We start from the raw sequence: 14,180 nt of genomic DNA on the forward strand, positions 1-14,180 counted from the left end.
ACCATGAAAACCCGATTCACCCCCACGCTGAAAGGATGTTTTGCAGCCCTGCTGTTAGCGAGCGCGGGAAGCGCCTCAGCGGCCACCACGCTTAATGCGTTGTTCATGACCCAGGCCGCATATAGCGAAAATGATATTCGCGCCATGACGCAGGAGTTTGAAAAAGCGCACCCGGACGTGCAGGTCAATCTGGAGTTTGTTCCTTACGAAGCGCTGCACGATAAAATCGTCGCCGCACGCGGTGCCGGTGGCAACGGCTATGACGTGGTGTTGTTCGATGCCATCTGGCCGGCTGAATTCACCCGATTTGACCTGTTGCAGGACGTGAGCAGCCGTATTACCCCGGAAGAAAAATCACAGATCTTCCCCGGAGCGATGAATACCGTGGTGTTCAAAGGGAAAACCCTCGGGATGCCGTGGATCCTCGATACCAAATACCTTTACTACAACAAAGCGATGCTGGAAAAAGCCGGGATCACCACCCTGCCTGAAACCTGGCAACAGGTGATGGATGATGCGCGCACCATCAAACAGAAAAACATCGTGAAATATCCGCTGGTCTGGAGCTGGTCGCAAGCAGAAGCGCTGGTGTGCGATTACACCACCCTGGTCTCTGGCTTTGGTGGCAAGTTCTACCAGAACGGCAAACTGGATTTCTCCAGCCCGGCGTCATTGCAAGCGGTGAAGTTGATGAAAAGCTCGCTGGATGAAGGTTTGAGCAATCCGGCTTCGCGTGAATACCTCGAAGAAGATGTGCGTAAATCCTTCTCCAACGGTGACGCCGCCTTCGCTCTGAACTGGACCTATATGTACAACATGGCGAATGATCCGAAACAGAGCAAAGTCGCTGGTCAGGTCGGCATCATGCCTGCACCAGGCGATGCGCCGGGTAAAGTCGGTGCAGTTAACGGGTCAATGGGCTTAGGCATTGCCAAAGGCAGCAGCCACCCGGAACAGGCATGGGAATACATCAGCTATATGACCTCGCAGCCGGTGCAGAATAAATACGCCACGCTAAGCCTGCCGATCTGGAAAAGCTCCTATCAGGATCCGGCGGTGCTGAAAAATCAGGAAAGCCTGATCGCTGCGGCGGATAAATCACTCAACGTGATGCTGTCACGCCCGGAAACCGCCGACTATTCCCGTCTCTCCAATACCCTGCAACAGCAACTGCAACAGGTGCTGCTGGGCAGTGTGACGCCGGAAGCGGCGATGCAGACAGTGGATAAAAGCGCGGCACGTCTGCATTAAGGGGTCAGTATGCTGAGTTTGCGTCAACGCGAACAGCGGCAGGCATGGGTGCTGCTGGCACCCATGTTACTGGTGATGCTGCTGCTCACCGCCTGGCCTCTGCTACGCACCATCTGGCTGAGTTTCACCGATGCCGCCCTGATTGGCAGCGGTGAAGCCCCCGGCTGGGTTGGACTGGAAAACTACCTGTATGCCATAACCGATGCTGATTTTCAGAGCTCGCTGTGGCGCACCCTGTACTTCACCGTGGTGTCGGTGGCGATTGAAGGAGTGATTGGCGTGCTGGTCGCGCTGCTGCTTAACCAGAAATTTGTCGGCCGCAACATGCTGCGCGTGCTGGTGATTCTGCCGTGGGCGCTACCGACCATCGTCAACGCCATGATGTGGCGACTCAATTTCAACCCGGACTACGGCAGCATCAATGCCCTGTTGACCCAATTGGGGATTATTGATGGCTACCGCAGTTGGCTGGGATCACCTGATTCCGCGCTTAACGCGGTAATGCTGGCGGATATCTGGAAAAACTACCCGCTGGTGACGTTGCTGGTGCTGGCAGCGCTGCAATCCATTCCTGACGACCTTTATGAAGCGGCACGCCTGGATGGCGCATCAGCATGGCGACGTTTTCGCGCCATTACCTTTCCGGCGATTGTGGGTCCACTCAGCGTTGCCCTGGTACTGCGTACCATCGATGCTTTCAAGATCTTCGACATCATTTACGTCATGACGCGCGGTGGCCCGGTCGATAGCACCAAAACCCTCAGCTTTTACGTCTATCAGGAGTCATTCAGCTATCTGCGTGCCGGCAGCGGTGCCGCCTACGCCATGCTGATGACGCTACTGTGTGCTGTGCTGATCACTATTTACATGTTGTTATTGTGGCGGCAGCGTCGCCGCGGGAGTGCCGATGAAGGCTAAAATACGCACGGTGGCGAAATACCTCGCCGCGCTGCTGGTCGCCGTATCGGTACTGGCACCCATGAGTTGGCTGTTTCTGATGAGCGTTAGCGCGACCAGCGATCTGACGCGCATCCCGCTGGAGTGGTTGCCGCGCCAGTGGGATTTCACCCGCTACGGCAGGCTATTGTCGCTGGCACCGGATCAGCCCGGCACGCTGTTTCTGCATGCGCTGGGTAACAGTCTGATCGTCGCCACCGGCGCGACCGTGATTTGCCTGTTGCTGGCGATTCCGGCCGCCTTCAGCTTCTCACGCTATCGTGGACGCGATGGCTGGCTGTTTGCCTCCCTCGCCATCTATATGGTGCCGCCGGTCGCCTTTGTCCTGCCGCTTTACTTCCTGTTGCAGCACTTTGATTTGCTCAACACCCGACCCGGTTTGATCATCGTTTATTGTTCGCTGATTTTGCCGTTTCTGACCTGGATGCTGAAAAACCAGTTCGACACCCTGCCCCAGGATATCGAGCAGGCCGCTCGTCTTGATGGTCTGCGCGTGTGGCAGGTATTGCTGCGCATCACCTTGCCACTGGCAAAACCGGTCCTGGGCGCTGCGGCGCTGTTTGGCTGGTTGCTGGCATGGGACGAATTTTTCTATGCCCTGCTGTTCACCAGCAACATCGCTGCGCAGACCCTGCCGGTGACCATTGCCGGTTTCACCGCCGGACGTGCCACCGATGACGGTTTAATTGCGGCGGTCGGGATTCTGGCCTCAGTACCGCCCCTGTTTATTGCTATCTGGCTACAAAAAACCCTGGTAAGCGGTCTTGCCAGCGGGGGGAGTAAGGGATGATCAACACAACCACCGCCACCCTTTACGTGGTGGGCAATATCAATGTCGATTTAATTATGGGCACGCTGGATCAGTGGCCACAGCGTGGCACTGAAGTCATGGTCAAACACAGCGAGTTGCGCCCCGGCGGCTCAGCCGGTAACTGCGCGCTGGCGCTGGAGGCAATGCAGGTGCGTCATCGCGCTATCGCCAATCAGGGTGACGATGGCCTCAGCCAGTGGCTGGCGAGCCATTTTCCCCACAGCGCCGCACACTGGCCGCGTAGCCAGTGCGAAACCTCGCTGACGGTAGGCGTCACCCACTCCGACCACGAGCGTTCCTTTATCAGCAACTACGGTCATATTGTGCAGCTCACCGCGCAGCAGGTGCTGGATCAACTGCCCCAGCAGGCGACTGAGGGCGATATCGTGTTGCTGTGCGGCACTTTTCTCTGCCTGCATCTGTATGGCGACTATCCCGCGTTACTCACTGAGCTGCGCCAGCGTGGCTATCTGATTGCTGTCGATACCGGCTGGCCACCGCAGGGTTGGACGGAGGAAGTGCGGCAGGATATCGCCCGTTGGCTGCCGCTGTGCGACTGGTTGCTGCTGAACGAAGTGGAAACCCTCGGGCTGGCGGCACAGGCGCAGCTCTCCACCAGCGCAACGCAGCTGGCCCGGCAGTTAAGTGGTCGCGGCGGTTGCGTGGTGAAGTGTGGAGAACAGGGTGCGCGCTGCTGGCTGCGCGATCAACAGCTCAGCCAACCCGCTCGTCCGGTCACGGTGGTGGATACCATTGGCGCGGGCGATAGCTTTAACGCCGGGTTTCTCACCGCCCTGCTCCATCAGCAGGACGTTACCACGGCTCTGCAATGGGGGATTGCGGTAGCCGCGCTGGCGATCAGCACCGCACCACGTCGCTACCCCAACTGGCAACAACTCCAACTTTCGGCAAAGGAACAATAATCATGGCCAGTGTTGAACTGATCAAAGTCGCCAAACGCTACGGCAAACAGTCGGTGCTGCATCCGCTCGATCTGACCATTCCCGATGGCAGTTTTACCGTGCTGGTTGGGCCGTCCGGCTGCGGCAAATCCACGCTGTTACGTTTGCTGGCCGGACTGGAGAGCCTGACCGAAGGCGCCATTTTGATGGACCAGGTGCAGATTAACGATCGCGATCCAGCTGACCGTGATATCGCGATGGTGTTTCAAAGCTATGCGCTGTACCCGCATCTGACGGTAGCGGAAAACCTGGCGTTTCATATGCAGGTGAAAAAGGTCAAACGCGAGGAGCAGCAAAGCAAAATTCAGCGTATCGCGGCCATTCTCGGCATTGATCAGCTATTGCAGCGCTATCCGCGCGCCTTGTCCGGGGGACAACGGCAGCGTGTGGCGATGGGGCGCGCGATGGTGCGCAACCCGCAGGTGTTCCTGTTTGATGAACCACTCTCCAACCTTGATGCGCAATTGCGTATGGAGTTGCGCGCGGAGATTAAATCACTACATCAGCGCTTTAAAACCACCATGGTGTATGTCACCCATGATCAGGTCGAGGCCATGACGCTGGCGGATCAGATTGTGGTGATGCAGGCTGGTTATATCGTGCAGCAAGGTGCGCCGCTGGAAATTTACGATCGTCCCGCCAACACCTTTGTGGCGCGCTTTATCGGCTCACCGCCGATGAATCTGCTGCCTGCGCAACTGGTGAGCCATGAGGGTGTGCCAGGCGTGCAGTGTCAGGATCTATGGCAACCGTTGCCGCCACGCTGGCATGCGGTGGCGCGCGAGCATGACGGTAAACCGGTTACCATTGGTTTACGTCCACACGACCTGCGCGAAGTGGATAACGGTGCCGCAGCGCGGGTGAATGTGGTGGAAATCACCGGGGAATCGACCCTGTTACATCTCGACTGGCACGGTCACGCGTTACATATGCAGATCGCCGGACGCCACGCCGCCAACAGTGGCGATGAATTAATCCTCGGTTTTAATAGCGAGAAAATACATCTGTTTGATGCTGAGACGGGTTATCGCTTAACCGAATCCGGCCACTAAAAATAAAAAAGCCACCCTCAATATGAGGGTGGCGAAATAAAATTCAGTTAATTAAAAACGCATAACAACGATGTTTTCGCGAACCCTCTTTCCCTAAGCATTGCACGATTTACTATTTTACCAGTACAGATGTTTTCGTCTGTCTTGGTCGTTTAAAGAAACTGTAAAACCCTTTTCATAATGTCCCGTAACGGCGCGATTTATCGCGCTGTTACGGATGTCAACGTGTTAAATCACGCCGTTACCAGGTCTTACCGATATTAAACTGGAACTGCTCAGACTTATCGCCTTCATATTTCTTAATCGGCACGGCATAAGAGAACACCAGAGGTCCCAGTGGCGACTGCCATTGCAGCGCAAGGCCGCTGGAAACACGGATATTATTCGGATCACCGTAATCCGGAATACCGGCAGCGCGGGTTGCGGCGGTATTTTCCCACTTGGTATCCCATACCGTACCGGCATCAACAAACACCGACGTACGCAAAGAACTTTCATAGCGTTCGCTGACAAACGGCGTCGGCACAATCAGTTCGGCGCTGGCGACTGCCATCGCGTTACCGCCCACCGCATCATCAGATTTTTTCACCGCACAATCACTGTAGCTGCTTTCACTGCCGCTACAGCTGTAATAAGCGGCTTTCGGACCAATGGTGTTGGAGGAGAAGCCACGCACCGAGCTGGAACCACCGGCATAGAAGTTGTCGTAGAACGGTACGTCTTTACCGCCCAGACCATCGGCGTAACCGGCTTTGGTTCGTCCCATCAACACCCAACGGTGATCGCTACTGAGTGGCAGATAGGCGTTGGCGCTGAGTGTGCTTTTGTAATAGCTGTTGGTCGAACCCGGTACAGTGACTTTGGTGTTAAAACCCGCCGTTACACCCGATGTCGGGAAGAAGCCACGGTCCAGCGAGTTATATCCCCAGCCAACATTCCAGAACACGTCATTGGCACTGAAGGTATTGGAACTGGTGGCGTAATCATCATCGTCGTCGTCATCGGTTTCGATCACTCGCGGATGTATGCCCACAGAACCCAGATAACGCCACATCGCCACCTGCGGTGCCATATTGCTGACACGGTTGTAGACGTAATCAAACCCGGTGTTGATGCTGTTATTTTCGCTGATCGGGAAACTTAATGTGGTGCCCGCCCCTAAACTCTTCAGCGTATATTCAGACAGATCGTCATCATCGGCTTTATAGTCGTTGTAGAACAACTTGCCACCGAGGCTAACGCCATCCACCGTGAAATACGGGTTGGTGGCGGAGACTTCAACATACGTTTGATAATCGTTTTTGGTGCCGCTAAAGCCAACGGTATTGCCGGTACCCATCCAGTTATCCTGGCTGACGCCAAGCTGGAAACTGACGCCACTGTCGGTACCGTAACCAACACCGATATTGAACGAACCGGTGTTGCGCTCTTTGACTTTGTAGACCACATCAACCTGGTCCGGGCTGCCCGGCACTCGCTGGGTATCGACGTCCACACTTTCGAAGTAGCCCGTACGGTTCAGACGCTCTTTGCCCTGATCAACCAGGTTGTTCGCCAGCCAGGCCCCTTCCATCTGGCGCATTTCGCGACGCAGTACGGAATCTTTTGAGGTGTCGTTGCCTTCAAAACGCACCTTACGGACGTAGAAACGGTTGCCAGCATCCACATTGACATGCAGTTTCACCGTCTTATCGGTATCGTTAATTTCCGGCTGGGTGCTGACCTGCGGGAAGGCATAACCATAGCGACCTAACAGATCTTTGATCGCATTTTCATTCTGGGTGATCTTCGCACCGCTATACAGACCCCCTTTTGGGATCTGTGCCAGTTTCTCGATTTCAGCAGAGTGACCCGCCAGATTACCGTTCACCACCACACCGCTAACATGATAAACATCGCCTTCGTGAATATTCACGGTGATGTAAATACCTTTACGGTCCGGTGTCAGACTGACCTGTGTGGAATCAATATTAAAACGGGCGTAGCCACGGTCGAGATAATAACTACGCAGCGTCTCCAGGTCGCCAGCCAGTTTTTGTTTCTGGTATTTTTGATCGGCGATAAAATTCCACCAGGGCACGCTGTCACGCAATTGAAATTGCGTAATCAGTTCATCATCAGAAAAAGCGTGGTTGCCGACAATATTGATCTGCTGAATTTTTGCCGATACACCTTCGGTAAAGATAAATTTCAGATCGACACGGTTACGTGGCAAGGGGGTAACTACCGCTTTGACGCTGGCGGTGTATTTGCCCACGCTGTAGTAAAAGTCTTCCAGCCCCTTTTCAATCGAGGAGAGTGTGGTGCGGTCCAGCGCATTCCCGACGCTGACGCCAGACGCTTCCAGGTTTTGTTTCAGTTGATCTTCTTTAATCGCTTTATTGCCGGAGAACGAGATGCTGGCAATCGACGGACGCTCTTTCACTTTAATCAGCAGCGTATCGCCATCACGCAATACCTGCACATCTTCAAAGTTGCCGGTGGCAAACAGGGCACGAATGGTATTTTTGATATCGTCATCGTTAACACGATCGCCGACACGCACTGGCATACTCAGCATCGCCGCACCCGGTGCGACACGCTGTAGTCCATCAAAATGAATATCCCTGAGGGTGAAATCATCTGCACCGAAGGCAGTGGTGGTCACCATAAAGAGTAACCCGGTTAACATCTTTTTCATCTGCTATGAGCCTGCCGCTATTCCTGTGCCTGTGGCGATTGCCTTAATTCCCGCACCACAAAAAACGGGCTGAACACAGGGTTCAGCCCATTGATAGTGGCGTTATGTTCCGGAAAAAAGACCGCTTAGCCAAAGGTAAATTCAGTGAAGCAGGCGTATTTTCGGTTATTTTACAATAAGCTGAAAATCCACTGCTGAAATTACCCCACAAGAATTACGCCCCAGAAACAATTAGCCTTCGGTCACGACCGGCTGAAAGGAGCGACGGCTCAGGCTGGTTAACACCACCAGCACCGCCATTAACATCCATTCGACCATCAACGTTCCGGTGATCGCCATCAGATGCGTACCCTGTAACCAGATTTGTGTGAAGACGCCGCCAAGTAACATCGGACCTAAACCCAGTGCCGATTGTTGTACGGTTGAAAGCATCGCGCTGCCCGCTCCCGCCTGATGATGCGGCACGCCAGTCATACCAATACGGTAGAAGGTGCTGACGATAAACGACTGCCCAAAACCAATCAGGACCGTGGAGGGGATCAGTGTGACGATACCCACGTTCGGCCAGGCGTAATGCAACGTGGCGATCAACAACAGCAAACCGAGCATCTGAATAGCACAACCGGTCAGCAACGTGACACGTTTGCCAAAGCGTTCCACCATGCGCGTGCTCTGCATCGACCCGATAAAATAGGCCACGCCAAGCGCAATAAACGCATTACCCGATTCAAAGGCGCTCAACCCCAGCCCTGATTGCAACGTCAGCGCCACGGCAAACATAAAACCGCTCCAGCAGGAGAAGAACAGCACCGCCATAGTTAAACCAAACCGTACCCCGGGCAGGCGCAACAGCGAAGGCGGCAGCAAAGGTGCGCCTTGTGCGGCCTCCAGGCGTAATGCGCTTTGACGCAGGCGATGCAAAAACAGCGGGAACAGCGCCAACAATAAGATGCATGGCCACGACCAGTGCAACACCGGACCCAATGCCAGTGCCAGCATCAGACAACCCACCGCCCCAGCCAGCAGCAGCGTACCGCTAACATCAATCGCCACGCGCTGGCTGTTATGGGTTTCTGGCACAAAGCGGCGTGCCGTTAACAGAACAAACAGGCAGATTGGCAGGTTGATCAGAAACACACTGCGCCAGCCATACCCACCGATGTCGGCTTTAATCAGGAAGCCGCCCAGCACCTGCCCCACAATAAATGCCAGCCCACCGATACCGCCATACAGACCAATGGCGCGTGCATGCGCTCTGCCCTTGAGGGACACATGCAATGTGGCGAGAATCTGTGGCACGATAAATGCAGCCCCAACCCCCTGCAATGCGCGGGCAAACATCAATACCCCGACATGACTGGCGATGCCGCACAGCAGTGAGGCAAAACCAAATGTCCAGACGCCCGCCAGAAATACCCGGCGGCGACCATAGTTATCCCCGAGTCGGCCCCCCATCGCCAGACAGATGGCGAAGGCAATGCCGTAAACTGCCACGATCAACGCCAGCTCAATGGGCGTGGCATGCAGGCTATGCGCCATCGCGTCGAGTGCGACGTTTACAATTGAAAAATCGATCATGGGCAGCAGTTGCCCGGACAGCAGGACCACCAATCCTGCCCGTTGAAGTTGCGATGATTGCATCGGTTTTACCCTTGTTTTTGTCTTCTGTGAGGCATAGCATCACCTAACCATTAAACGGGTACCAGTTCTTGTTTATCATGGTATAAATTCTACCCGTCTTATCAGGAGAGCCTTCGATGCTCAGCACGCAGCCCATCACTAACGCCGCCAATCACAACCGCAAATTGCTCGGGACTTTTCTGCGCACGCGACGCGAAAGTCTCGATCCAAATCGCCTCGGCCTGCCGCGTATGCGCCATCGCCGTACGCCGGGTCTGCGACGTGAGGAAGTGGCACAGTTGGCAGATGTTGGCGTGACCTGGTACACCTGGCTGGAGCAGGGGCGCGATATCAAAGCCTCGCCAAAAACCCTCACGGCGATCGCGACGGCGTTGCAATGCAACGATGTCGAGACACAGCATCTGTTTTCCCTTGCCGGGCATAACCTGCCTTCGGTGCGGGTGGCGGCGGCTTGCTGCAAAATTGCCGAACATAATCAAAAGATGCTGGATGCAATTCAGCTACCCGCCATCATTGAAACCCCGCGTTTCGATATTCTTGGCTATAACGCGGCCTGGTGTGCGCTGATGGGGGTGGATCTGGCAGAAATTCCGCCGGAAGATCGTAACTGCATCTGGCTGGCGTTCAATCATCCCGGCTGGCGTGCCGCAATGGCCGACTGGGATGAAGTGATGCCTCAGATGGTGGCGATGTTTCGGGGTCAGATGGGGGAACACCTTGGCGACCCACATTGGGAAAGTTATCTCGCGCGGCTGCTCGCCAGTTCCGATGAATTTGGCCGCACCTGGCAGCGCTACGAGCTGGGCAAGGTGGAAAACCGTGTGAAACGTTTCCGGCGTCCTGGGGTGAGTGAAATGACACTGCGGCAGAATAACTGGTGGTCAGCATCACGTAATGGCGATCGTTTATTGGTGTATGTGCCAGACGATGCGGCCAGCACAGCGGCATTGCAGCAGTTAATTACCCGCGCATAACTGCAATCCGCTGAAAAGTGGTGACCCGGATTAAATCATTCCAAGGTTGAGGCTACAACTTTTGCTGTCCGTGGGCGCCTGATAACCCCCACTCCCAGTTCAATCATCGCCAGGATGACCAGTGAACCAATAAGCCAGGTTTTTCCTGAAACCACCAACAGCCAGCCACCCAGTGCGGGAAAACCAAATATCCCCACAAAGTAGGACACCACAAACCAGGTCAAAACGGCATGCCGATGCTGGGGCTGTGAATCGTTCACCGCCCAGGTCTGAATGACCGGATATAACAGGCCATATCCCGCGCCGGTCAACATAGCCGCTACAATATGGAATGCCGGGTGTAGCGCCACCCCGGACAGACAGACCAGACCAATGATCAGGCACCCAAGCAGCCCAATAATAAGCGGCTGGCGCGGCCAACTGGCAAGGTACCGGAACAGCATCAGGCGGGTGGTGACAGCGGTGGCGGCATGCACGAAGAAAAAGACCCCGGCACTGGCATCCGTACCTTCCGTCAGAGAGACCTGGAACGCCATCATGCCTGAAAATACCGCCCCACCCAGGCCAACCATTATCACCGGGCGTCGTGCTGGCCCAGCCAACAATATCGGTAGTTTACGTACCCAAGAGCGAAAAACGCGTTCGTACAAAGGACGTGGTTCTCTGCGGCCAAAAAGTAGCAACAAGAATGAGGCGACGGCCAACATCGCTGCGACAACGAGAAAGGTGATTTGCAGTGATAAGTTGGCCTGAGCAATCAAAATGCTCTGCATCACCGGAATGCCACAAATTCCGGTCATTTGAAAAGCGCTGAACAACGTGAAACCACTGCCGCGTTCAGCATCATTCAGACGCTCCGACAACGCTAATGGTGCACCAAGGTAAAACATCCCCCACCCTATTCCCATCAGTAAAACTGCGAGACGGGGGAGATATCCCGGCTCCAGCCCATGCAAATTACCCAGCACAGCGTAGCCACAAGCAATGACCAGAGCAGCAATCGCCGCAAGACGAGCGGCATCCATCTTACCCGCCCCCCAGCCCACTAAAGGTACCCCGATCAGCGTCCCCACTAAAGCCATGCTGAGAGCATGGCCGGTTTCAATGTCACTCCCCCCATGTAAACGGAACCAGGCCGAAATCAGGAAAGTACTTCCGTATCCCCCGGCAGTGAGCAGCGTGCCCAACAGAAGGTAAGACATAGATAAGCAGCGCATCATTTACCCTCTTTCTGCGGAATGGGAGCCATTGACCTTAATAAGCTCACCGCGTCGATCAACCTCCCACCCGCCCAGACAATGTCTTTTTCGTTGTTAAATCGCCCAATGCTGATTCGTACACTGGCCTGTATTTGCGCCACACTGGCACCCATAGCCTGAAGTACATGAGAAGGTGTCTGATGTTTAGAAGAACAGGCCGACGCTGACGATAACGCGATATCAGGTAGTTCAAGCAGCAACGAACTCGCATCAACCCCCGAGAAGGCGATGTTGAGCACGCCGGGCAAACATTCGTGGGGATGGCCATTAATACTGATGTTGGGAACGGTATCGAAAAGTGCCTGTTTTAATCGGTTACGCAGTCCAGATAATCTGACTAACTCGCTGGGTAAATCAATCATTGCTATTTCAGCAGCACGACCAAAACCGACAATACCTGGCACATTAAGTGTGCCAGACCGCAAACCATGTTCCTGACCGCCCCCAACAATTTGTGGTGAAAGTCGCAGGCGTTCATCTGCGGTATTCACATAAAGCGCACCGACACCTTTAGGTCCATAGATTTTGTGAGCAGAAAAGGCGGCCAGACTGATGTTCATGCGTTGGACATCCAGGGCAATTTTCCCGAAAGCCTGTGTCGCATCAGTGTGAAATAAGATTCCTCTATCGCGGCAAAGTGCGCCAATTTCCTCAATCTTTTGCAGCGTACCCGTCTCATTATTGGCTGCCATGACAGAAACCAAACCCGTCTCTGGTCTGAGGGCGTTATTGAGTTCATTCAGGGAAACAATTCCGTCTGATTGAGGCATCAAATAAGTGATGGGCATACCCTGTGCTGCAAGGCGCTCACAGCACTCCAGCACCGATCTATGTTCAATCATTGAGGTAATAATATGACTTCTACCCGGCAGAAGCTGAAGCCCATTTAGCGCCAGATTATTCGCTTCTGTCGCCCCTGAGGTAAAGATAATATCGGCAGGACTTGCTGCATTGATGGCATGAGCAATTGACACTCTGGCTTGTTCAACAGCGCGCTGGGCTTTCCAACCGAAGCTATGGCTGTTACTGGCAGCGTTACCATAATTATTGGTTAACCAGGGCATCATGGTTTGCAGCACGGTAGGGTCGAGCGCAGTCGTGGCATTATTATCCAGATACACTGGTCGAGACGATGGGTACATGATGAGCTCCTTTCTCATGCATAAGGTGATGTTAACGTTTACTGGCTTAATGAACGAGGAAAGGCCCACTCTCCCTGAATGATTTCTCCAGATATATTGACCAGGTTAAGACGAATACGGGCAGATACGCCGAGCAGATGACTTAATTGCAACCCTCGCACATAAGCAAGACTTTCAGACCATTTACACTCTTCAAAGAAGACTTCAAGTTGCGTACATGATTTTTTCCCACCCACAACAGCACGCTCGAAATACTCTTTCGTAATGGCTGCACAAGTGAGTTTTTTATCTGCATTGGTCTGTGTCGGTGACTCATGGAGGATTCTCCGACTAAGCCTTTCAGGTATTTCTTGCGTGGATAAAAGATGGGCCAAATGCTGTCGGGCTGAATCTTCATGAATTGCATGAATATCACTCAGGGCTATTGCGTATTTTTCTGCGATGGGAAGAAATACGTGTTGTATTGACGAATGCAAATGGCTGAGGCGCGGATGGCGTTTTTGGCTATTTGAAAGATTTTCAGCAAGGAACTGGAGGCGAAAAATACCCTGATGATCGAACGCAACCGAAAGTTCTGGCAAAGGCATCCCGCGATCCAACTCCTGACGCGCAAGCTTCAGAGCAGCCTCAAAAGCGAACAATTGTGCTTCAACTGTGATGAGTCCACAGCCATCCCTCTTAACACGGGAGTTTCCAGCGAGAATACCAAGGTCTGATCTCATCTGTTCCATGATTATCGATCTCTCCTTTGACGTAATGGTGTAGTCACTACTGTTACGGGGGCTTTAGCGGTTTGGATGTTTTAGCAGTGCGGAGGATAGATCAATTTTCAACCACACAAAGCTATATCAGAAGCATTTGTTAGAAAAATCAGATATTCATCATGGTGAATCAGGGGAGTTAAGAGCTGTCTCGCTCCTTACATTTGATACCCTCTCCCGCAAGCGGGAGAGGGTAAGAATGAGGGCTAGCCACCATGCCTTGCCCGCTGTAGCGCATGACGGAACTGACTAACGTCGTGCGGGTACCAGCAGCGACGTGACAGGGGAACATCCTCATCAACCGCTTCCGGCAGCGGTAATTTTTCCAGCGTACCCCGATTACAGATTGCTCGAGCCAGGGTCGCAGGGGGGACGCCCAGATAGCGCGCCATTTCCGGTAATGTCATAACTGAAGTGCGCATCATAGCCTCCTATATCTCCTGTGTTTCGATCTCCATCTTGAGCCGCCAGTAGTAAGTTTTATTGATTTTGGTCAGTTTAGAATTTAATTCGGAACAAAAAATAACCAACTCACACTTTCACTTCAGTGAAATCAAAAATATCCGAGCCGCAGCACAGAATCGTCTTAATCCCCTGACGTGTTGCACCAAAAGTGAACTACGCTGCACAAATGTTGATCTGTTGTTAATTCACTCGCCACCGATTCCGCAGGTGTGACGCGCCCTGCCG

At 53.7% G+C, this 14,180-nt stretch carries 12 protein-coding genes; 6 read left to right on the top strand and 6 right to left on the bottom strand.

What is annotated here, in order from left to right:
• Positions 1-3 precede the first annotated feature (3 nt).
• Genes AC6I8R_RS23005 through AC6I8R_RS23025 form a run of 5 tightly spaced genes read left to right on the top strand, consistent with a single transcriptional unit; the run spans position 4 to position 5,033 of the window.
• Positions 4-1,251 (top strand): extracellular solute-binding protein, encoded by a 1,248-nt coding sequence (locus tag AC6I8R_RS23005; protein ID WP_415175594.1) that lies wholly within the window; start codon positions 4-6, stop codon positions 1,249-1,251.
• A gap of 9 nt (positions 1,252-1,260) precedes the next feature.
• Positions 1,261-2,169: a carbohydrate ABC transporter permease gene (locus AC6I8R_RS23010; RefSeq protein ID WP_415175595.1), complete on the top strand. Its 909-nt coding sequence runs from the start codon at positions 1,261-1,263 to the stop codon at positions 2,167-2,169.
• Positions 2,159-2,998 (top strand): carbohydrate ABC transporter permease, encoded by an 840-nt coding sequence (locus AC6I8R_RS23015; RefSeq protein ID WP_415175596.1) that lies wholly within the window; start codon positions 2,159-2,161, stop codon positions 2,996-2,998. Before AC6I8R_RS23010 ends, AC6I8R_RS23015 begins: the two co-directional genes overlap by 11 nt.
• Positions 2,995-3,942: a carbohydrate kinase family protein gene (locus AC6I8R_RS23020; protein WP_497833006.1), complete on the top strand. Its 948-nt coding sequence runs from the start codon at positions 2,995-2,997 to the stop codon at positions 3,940-3,942. Before AC6I8R_RS23015 ends, AC6I8R_RS23020 begins: the two co-directional genes overlap by 4 nt.
• 2 nt (positions 3,943-3,944) lie before the next feature.
• A complete protein-coding gene (locus tag AC6I8R_RS23025; protein WP_497833007.1) occupies positions 3,945-5,033 on the top strand; it encodes an ABC transporter ATP-binding protein in 1,089 nt (362 codons plus the stop codon).
• Between the two features lie 241 nt (positions 5,034-5,274).
• Here the strand turns inward: AC6I8R_RS23025 and bamA are convergent, their stop codons facing one another.
• Both bamA and AC6I8R_RS23035 read right to left on the bottom strand, forming a co-directional pair.
• Positions 5,275-7,713 (bottom strand): outer membrane protein assembly factor BamA, encoded by a 2,439-nt coding sequence (bamA, locus tag AC6I8R_RS23030; RefSeq protein WP_208726199.1) that lies wholly within the window; start codon positions 7,711-7,713, stop codon positions 5,275-5,277.
• A gap of 231 nt (positions 7,714-7,944) precedes the next feature.
• Entirely contained in the window at positions 7,945-9,354 is a 1,410-nt protein-coding gene (locus AC6I8R_RS23035) for an MFS transporter (RefSeq protein WP_415175600.1), read from the bottom strand.
• Positions 9,355-9,470: 116 nt separating this feature from the next.
• Here AC6I8R_RS23035 and AC6I8R_RS23040 point away from each other — a divergent pair, with 116 nt between their 5' ends.
• The gene (locus AC6I8R_RS23040; protein ID WP_415175601.1) at positions 9,471-10,328 is read left to right on the top strand and encodes a helix-turn-helix transcriptional regulator; all 858 of its coding nucleotides are present in this window, start codon (positions 9,471-9,473) and stop codon (positions 10,326-10,328) included.
• Positions 10,329-10,363: 35 nt separating this feature from the next.
• On the opposite strand, the gene AC6I8R_RS23045 is transcribed toward AC6I8R_RS23040, so the two are convergent.
• The 4 genes from AC6I8R_RS23045 to AC6I8R_RS23060 all read right to left on the bottom strand — a co-directional run bounded on the left by AC6I8R_RS23045 (position 10,364) and on the right by AC6I8R_RS23060 (position 13,915).
• Positions 10,364-11,545 carry an MFS transporter gene (locus AC6I8R_RS23045; protein ID WP_497833064.1) on the bottom strand — a complete coding sequence of 394 codons (1,182 nt, stop codon included), beginning with the start codon at positions 11,543-11,545 and terminating at the stop codon, positions 10,364-10,366.
• Entirely contained in the window at positions 11,545-12,729 is a 1,185-nt protein-coding gene (locus AC6I8R_RS23050; RefSeq protein ID WP_497833008.1) for a cysteine desulfurase family protein, read from the bottom strand. The genes AC6I8R_RS23045 and AC6I8R_RS23050 overlap by 1 nt, the downstream gene beginning before the upstream one ends.
• A 38-nt stretch (positions 12,730-12,767) precedes the next feature.
• Positions 12,768-13,460 carry a hypothetical protein gene (locus AC6I8R_RS23055; protein ID WP_415175602.1) on the bottom strand — a complete coding sequence of 231 codons (693 nt, stop codon included), beginning with the start codon at positions 13,458-13,460 and terminating at the stop codon, positions 12,768-12,770.
• Positions 13,461-13,696: 236 nt separating this feature from the next.
• Entirely contained in the window at positions 13,697-13,915 is a 219-nt protein-coding gene (locus AC6I8R_RS23060; protein WP_415175603.1) for a hypothetical protein, read from the bottom strand.
• Positions 13,916-14,180: the final 265 nt, after the last annotated feature.

It is taken from the genome of Pantoea sp. X-Soil-OKNW-713, assembly GCF_059730685.1.

Bases quoted from the DNA above. Each gene is read 5' to 3' on its own strand.
- AC6I8R_RS23045 (WP_497833064.1), bottom strand. From the start codon at position 11,545: ATGCGCTGCTTATCTATGTCTTACCTTCTGTTGGGCACGCTGCTCACT.
- AC6I8R_RS23055 (WP_415175602.1), bottom strand. From the start codon at position 13,460: ATGGAACAGATGAGATCAGACCTTGGTATTCTCGCTGGAAACTCCCGT.
- AC6I8R_RS23015 (WP_415175596.1), top strand. From the start codon at position 2,159: ATGAAGGCTAAAATACGCACGGTGGCGAAATACCTCGCCGCGCTGCTG.
- AC6I8R_RS23010 (WP_415175595.1), top strand. From the start codon at position 1,261: ATGCTGAGTTTGCGTCAACGCGAACAGCGGCAGGCATGGGTGCTGCTG.
- AC6I8R_RS23060 (WP_415175603.1), bottom strand. From the start codon at position 13,915: ATGATGCGCACTTCAGTTATGACATTACCGGAAATGGCGCGCTATCTG.
- AC6I8R_RS23035 (WP_415175600.1), bottom strand. From the start codon at position 9,354: ATGCAATCATCGCAACTTCAACGGGCAGGATTGGTGGTCCTGCTGTCC.
- AC6I8R_RS23020 (WP_497833006.1), top strand. From the start codon at position 2,995: ATGATCAACACAACCACCGCCACCCTTTACGTGGTGGGCAATATCAAT.
- bamA (WP_208726199.1), bottom strand. From the start codon at position 7,713: ATGAAAAAGATGTTAACCGGGTTACTCTTTATGGTGACCACCACTGCC.
- AC6I8R_RS23005 (WP_415175594.1), top strand. From the start codon at position 4: ATGAAAACCCGATTCACCCCCACGCTGAAAGGATGTTTTGCAGCCCTG.
- AC6I8R_RS23050 (WP_497833008.1), bottom strand. From the start codon at position 12,729: ATGTACCCATCGTCTCGACCAGTGTATCTGGATAATAATGCCACGACT.
- AC6I8R_RS23040 (WP_415175601.1), top strand. From the start codon at position 9,471: ATGCTCAGCACGCAGCCCATCACTAACGCCGCCAATCACAACCGCAAA.
- AC6I8R_RS23025 (WP_497833007.1), top strand. From the start codon at position 3,945: ATGGCCAGTGTTGAACTGATCAAAGTCGCCAAACGCTACGGCAAACAG.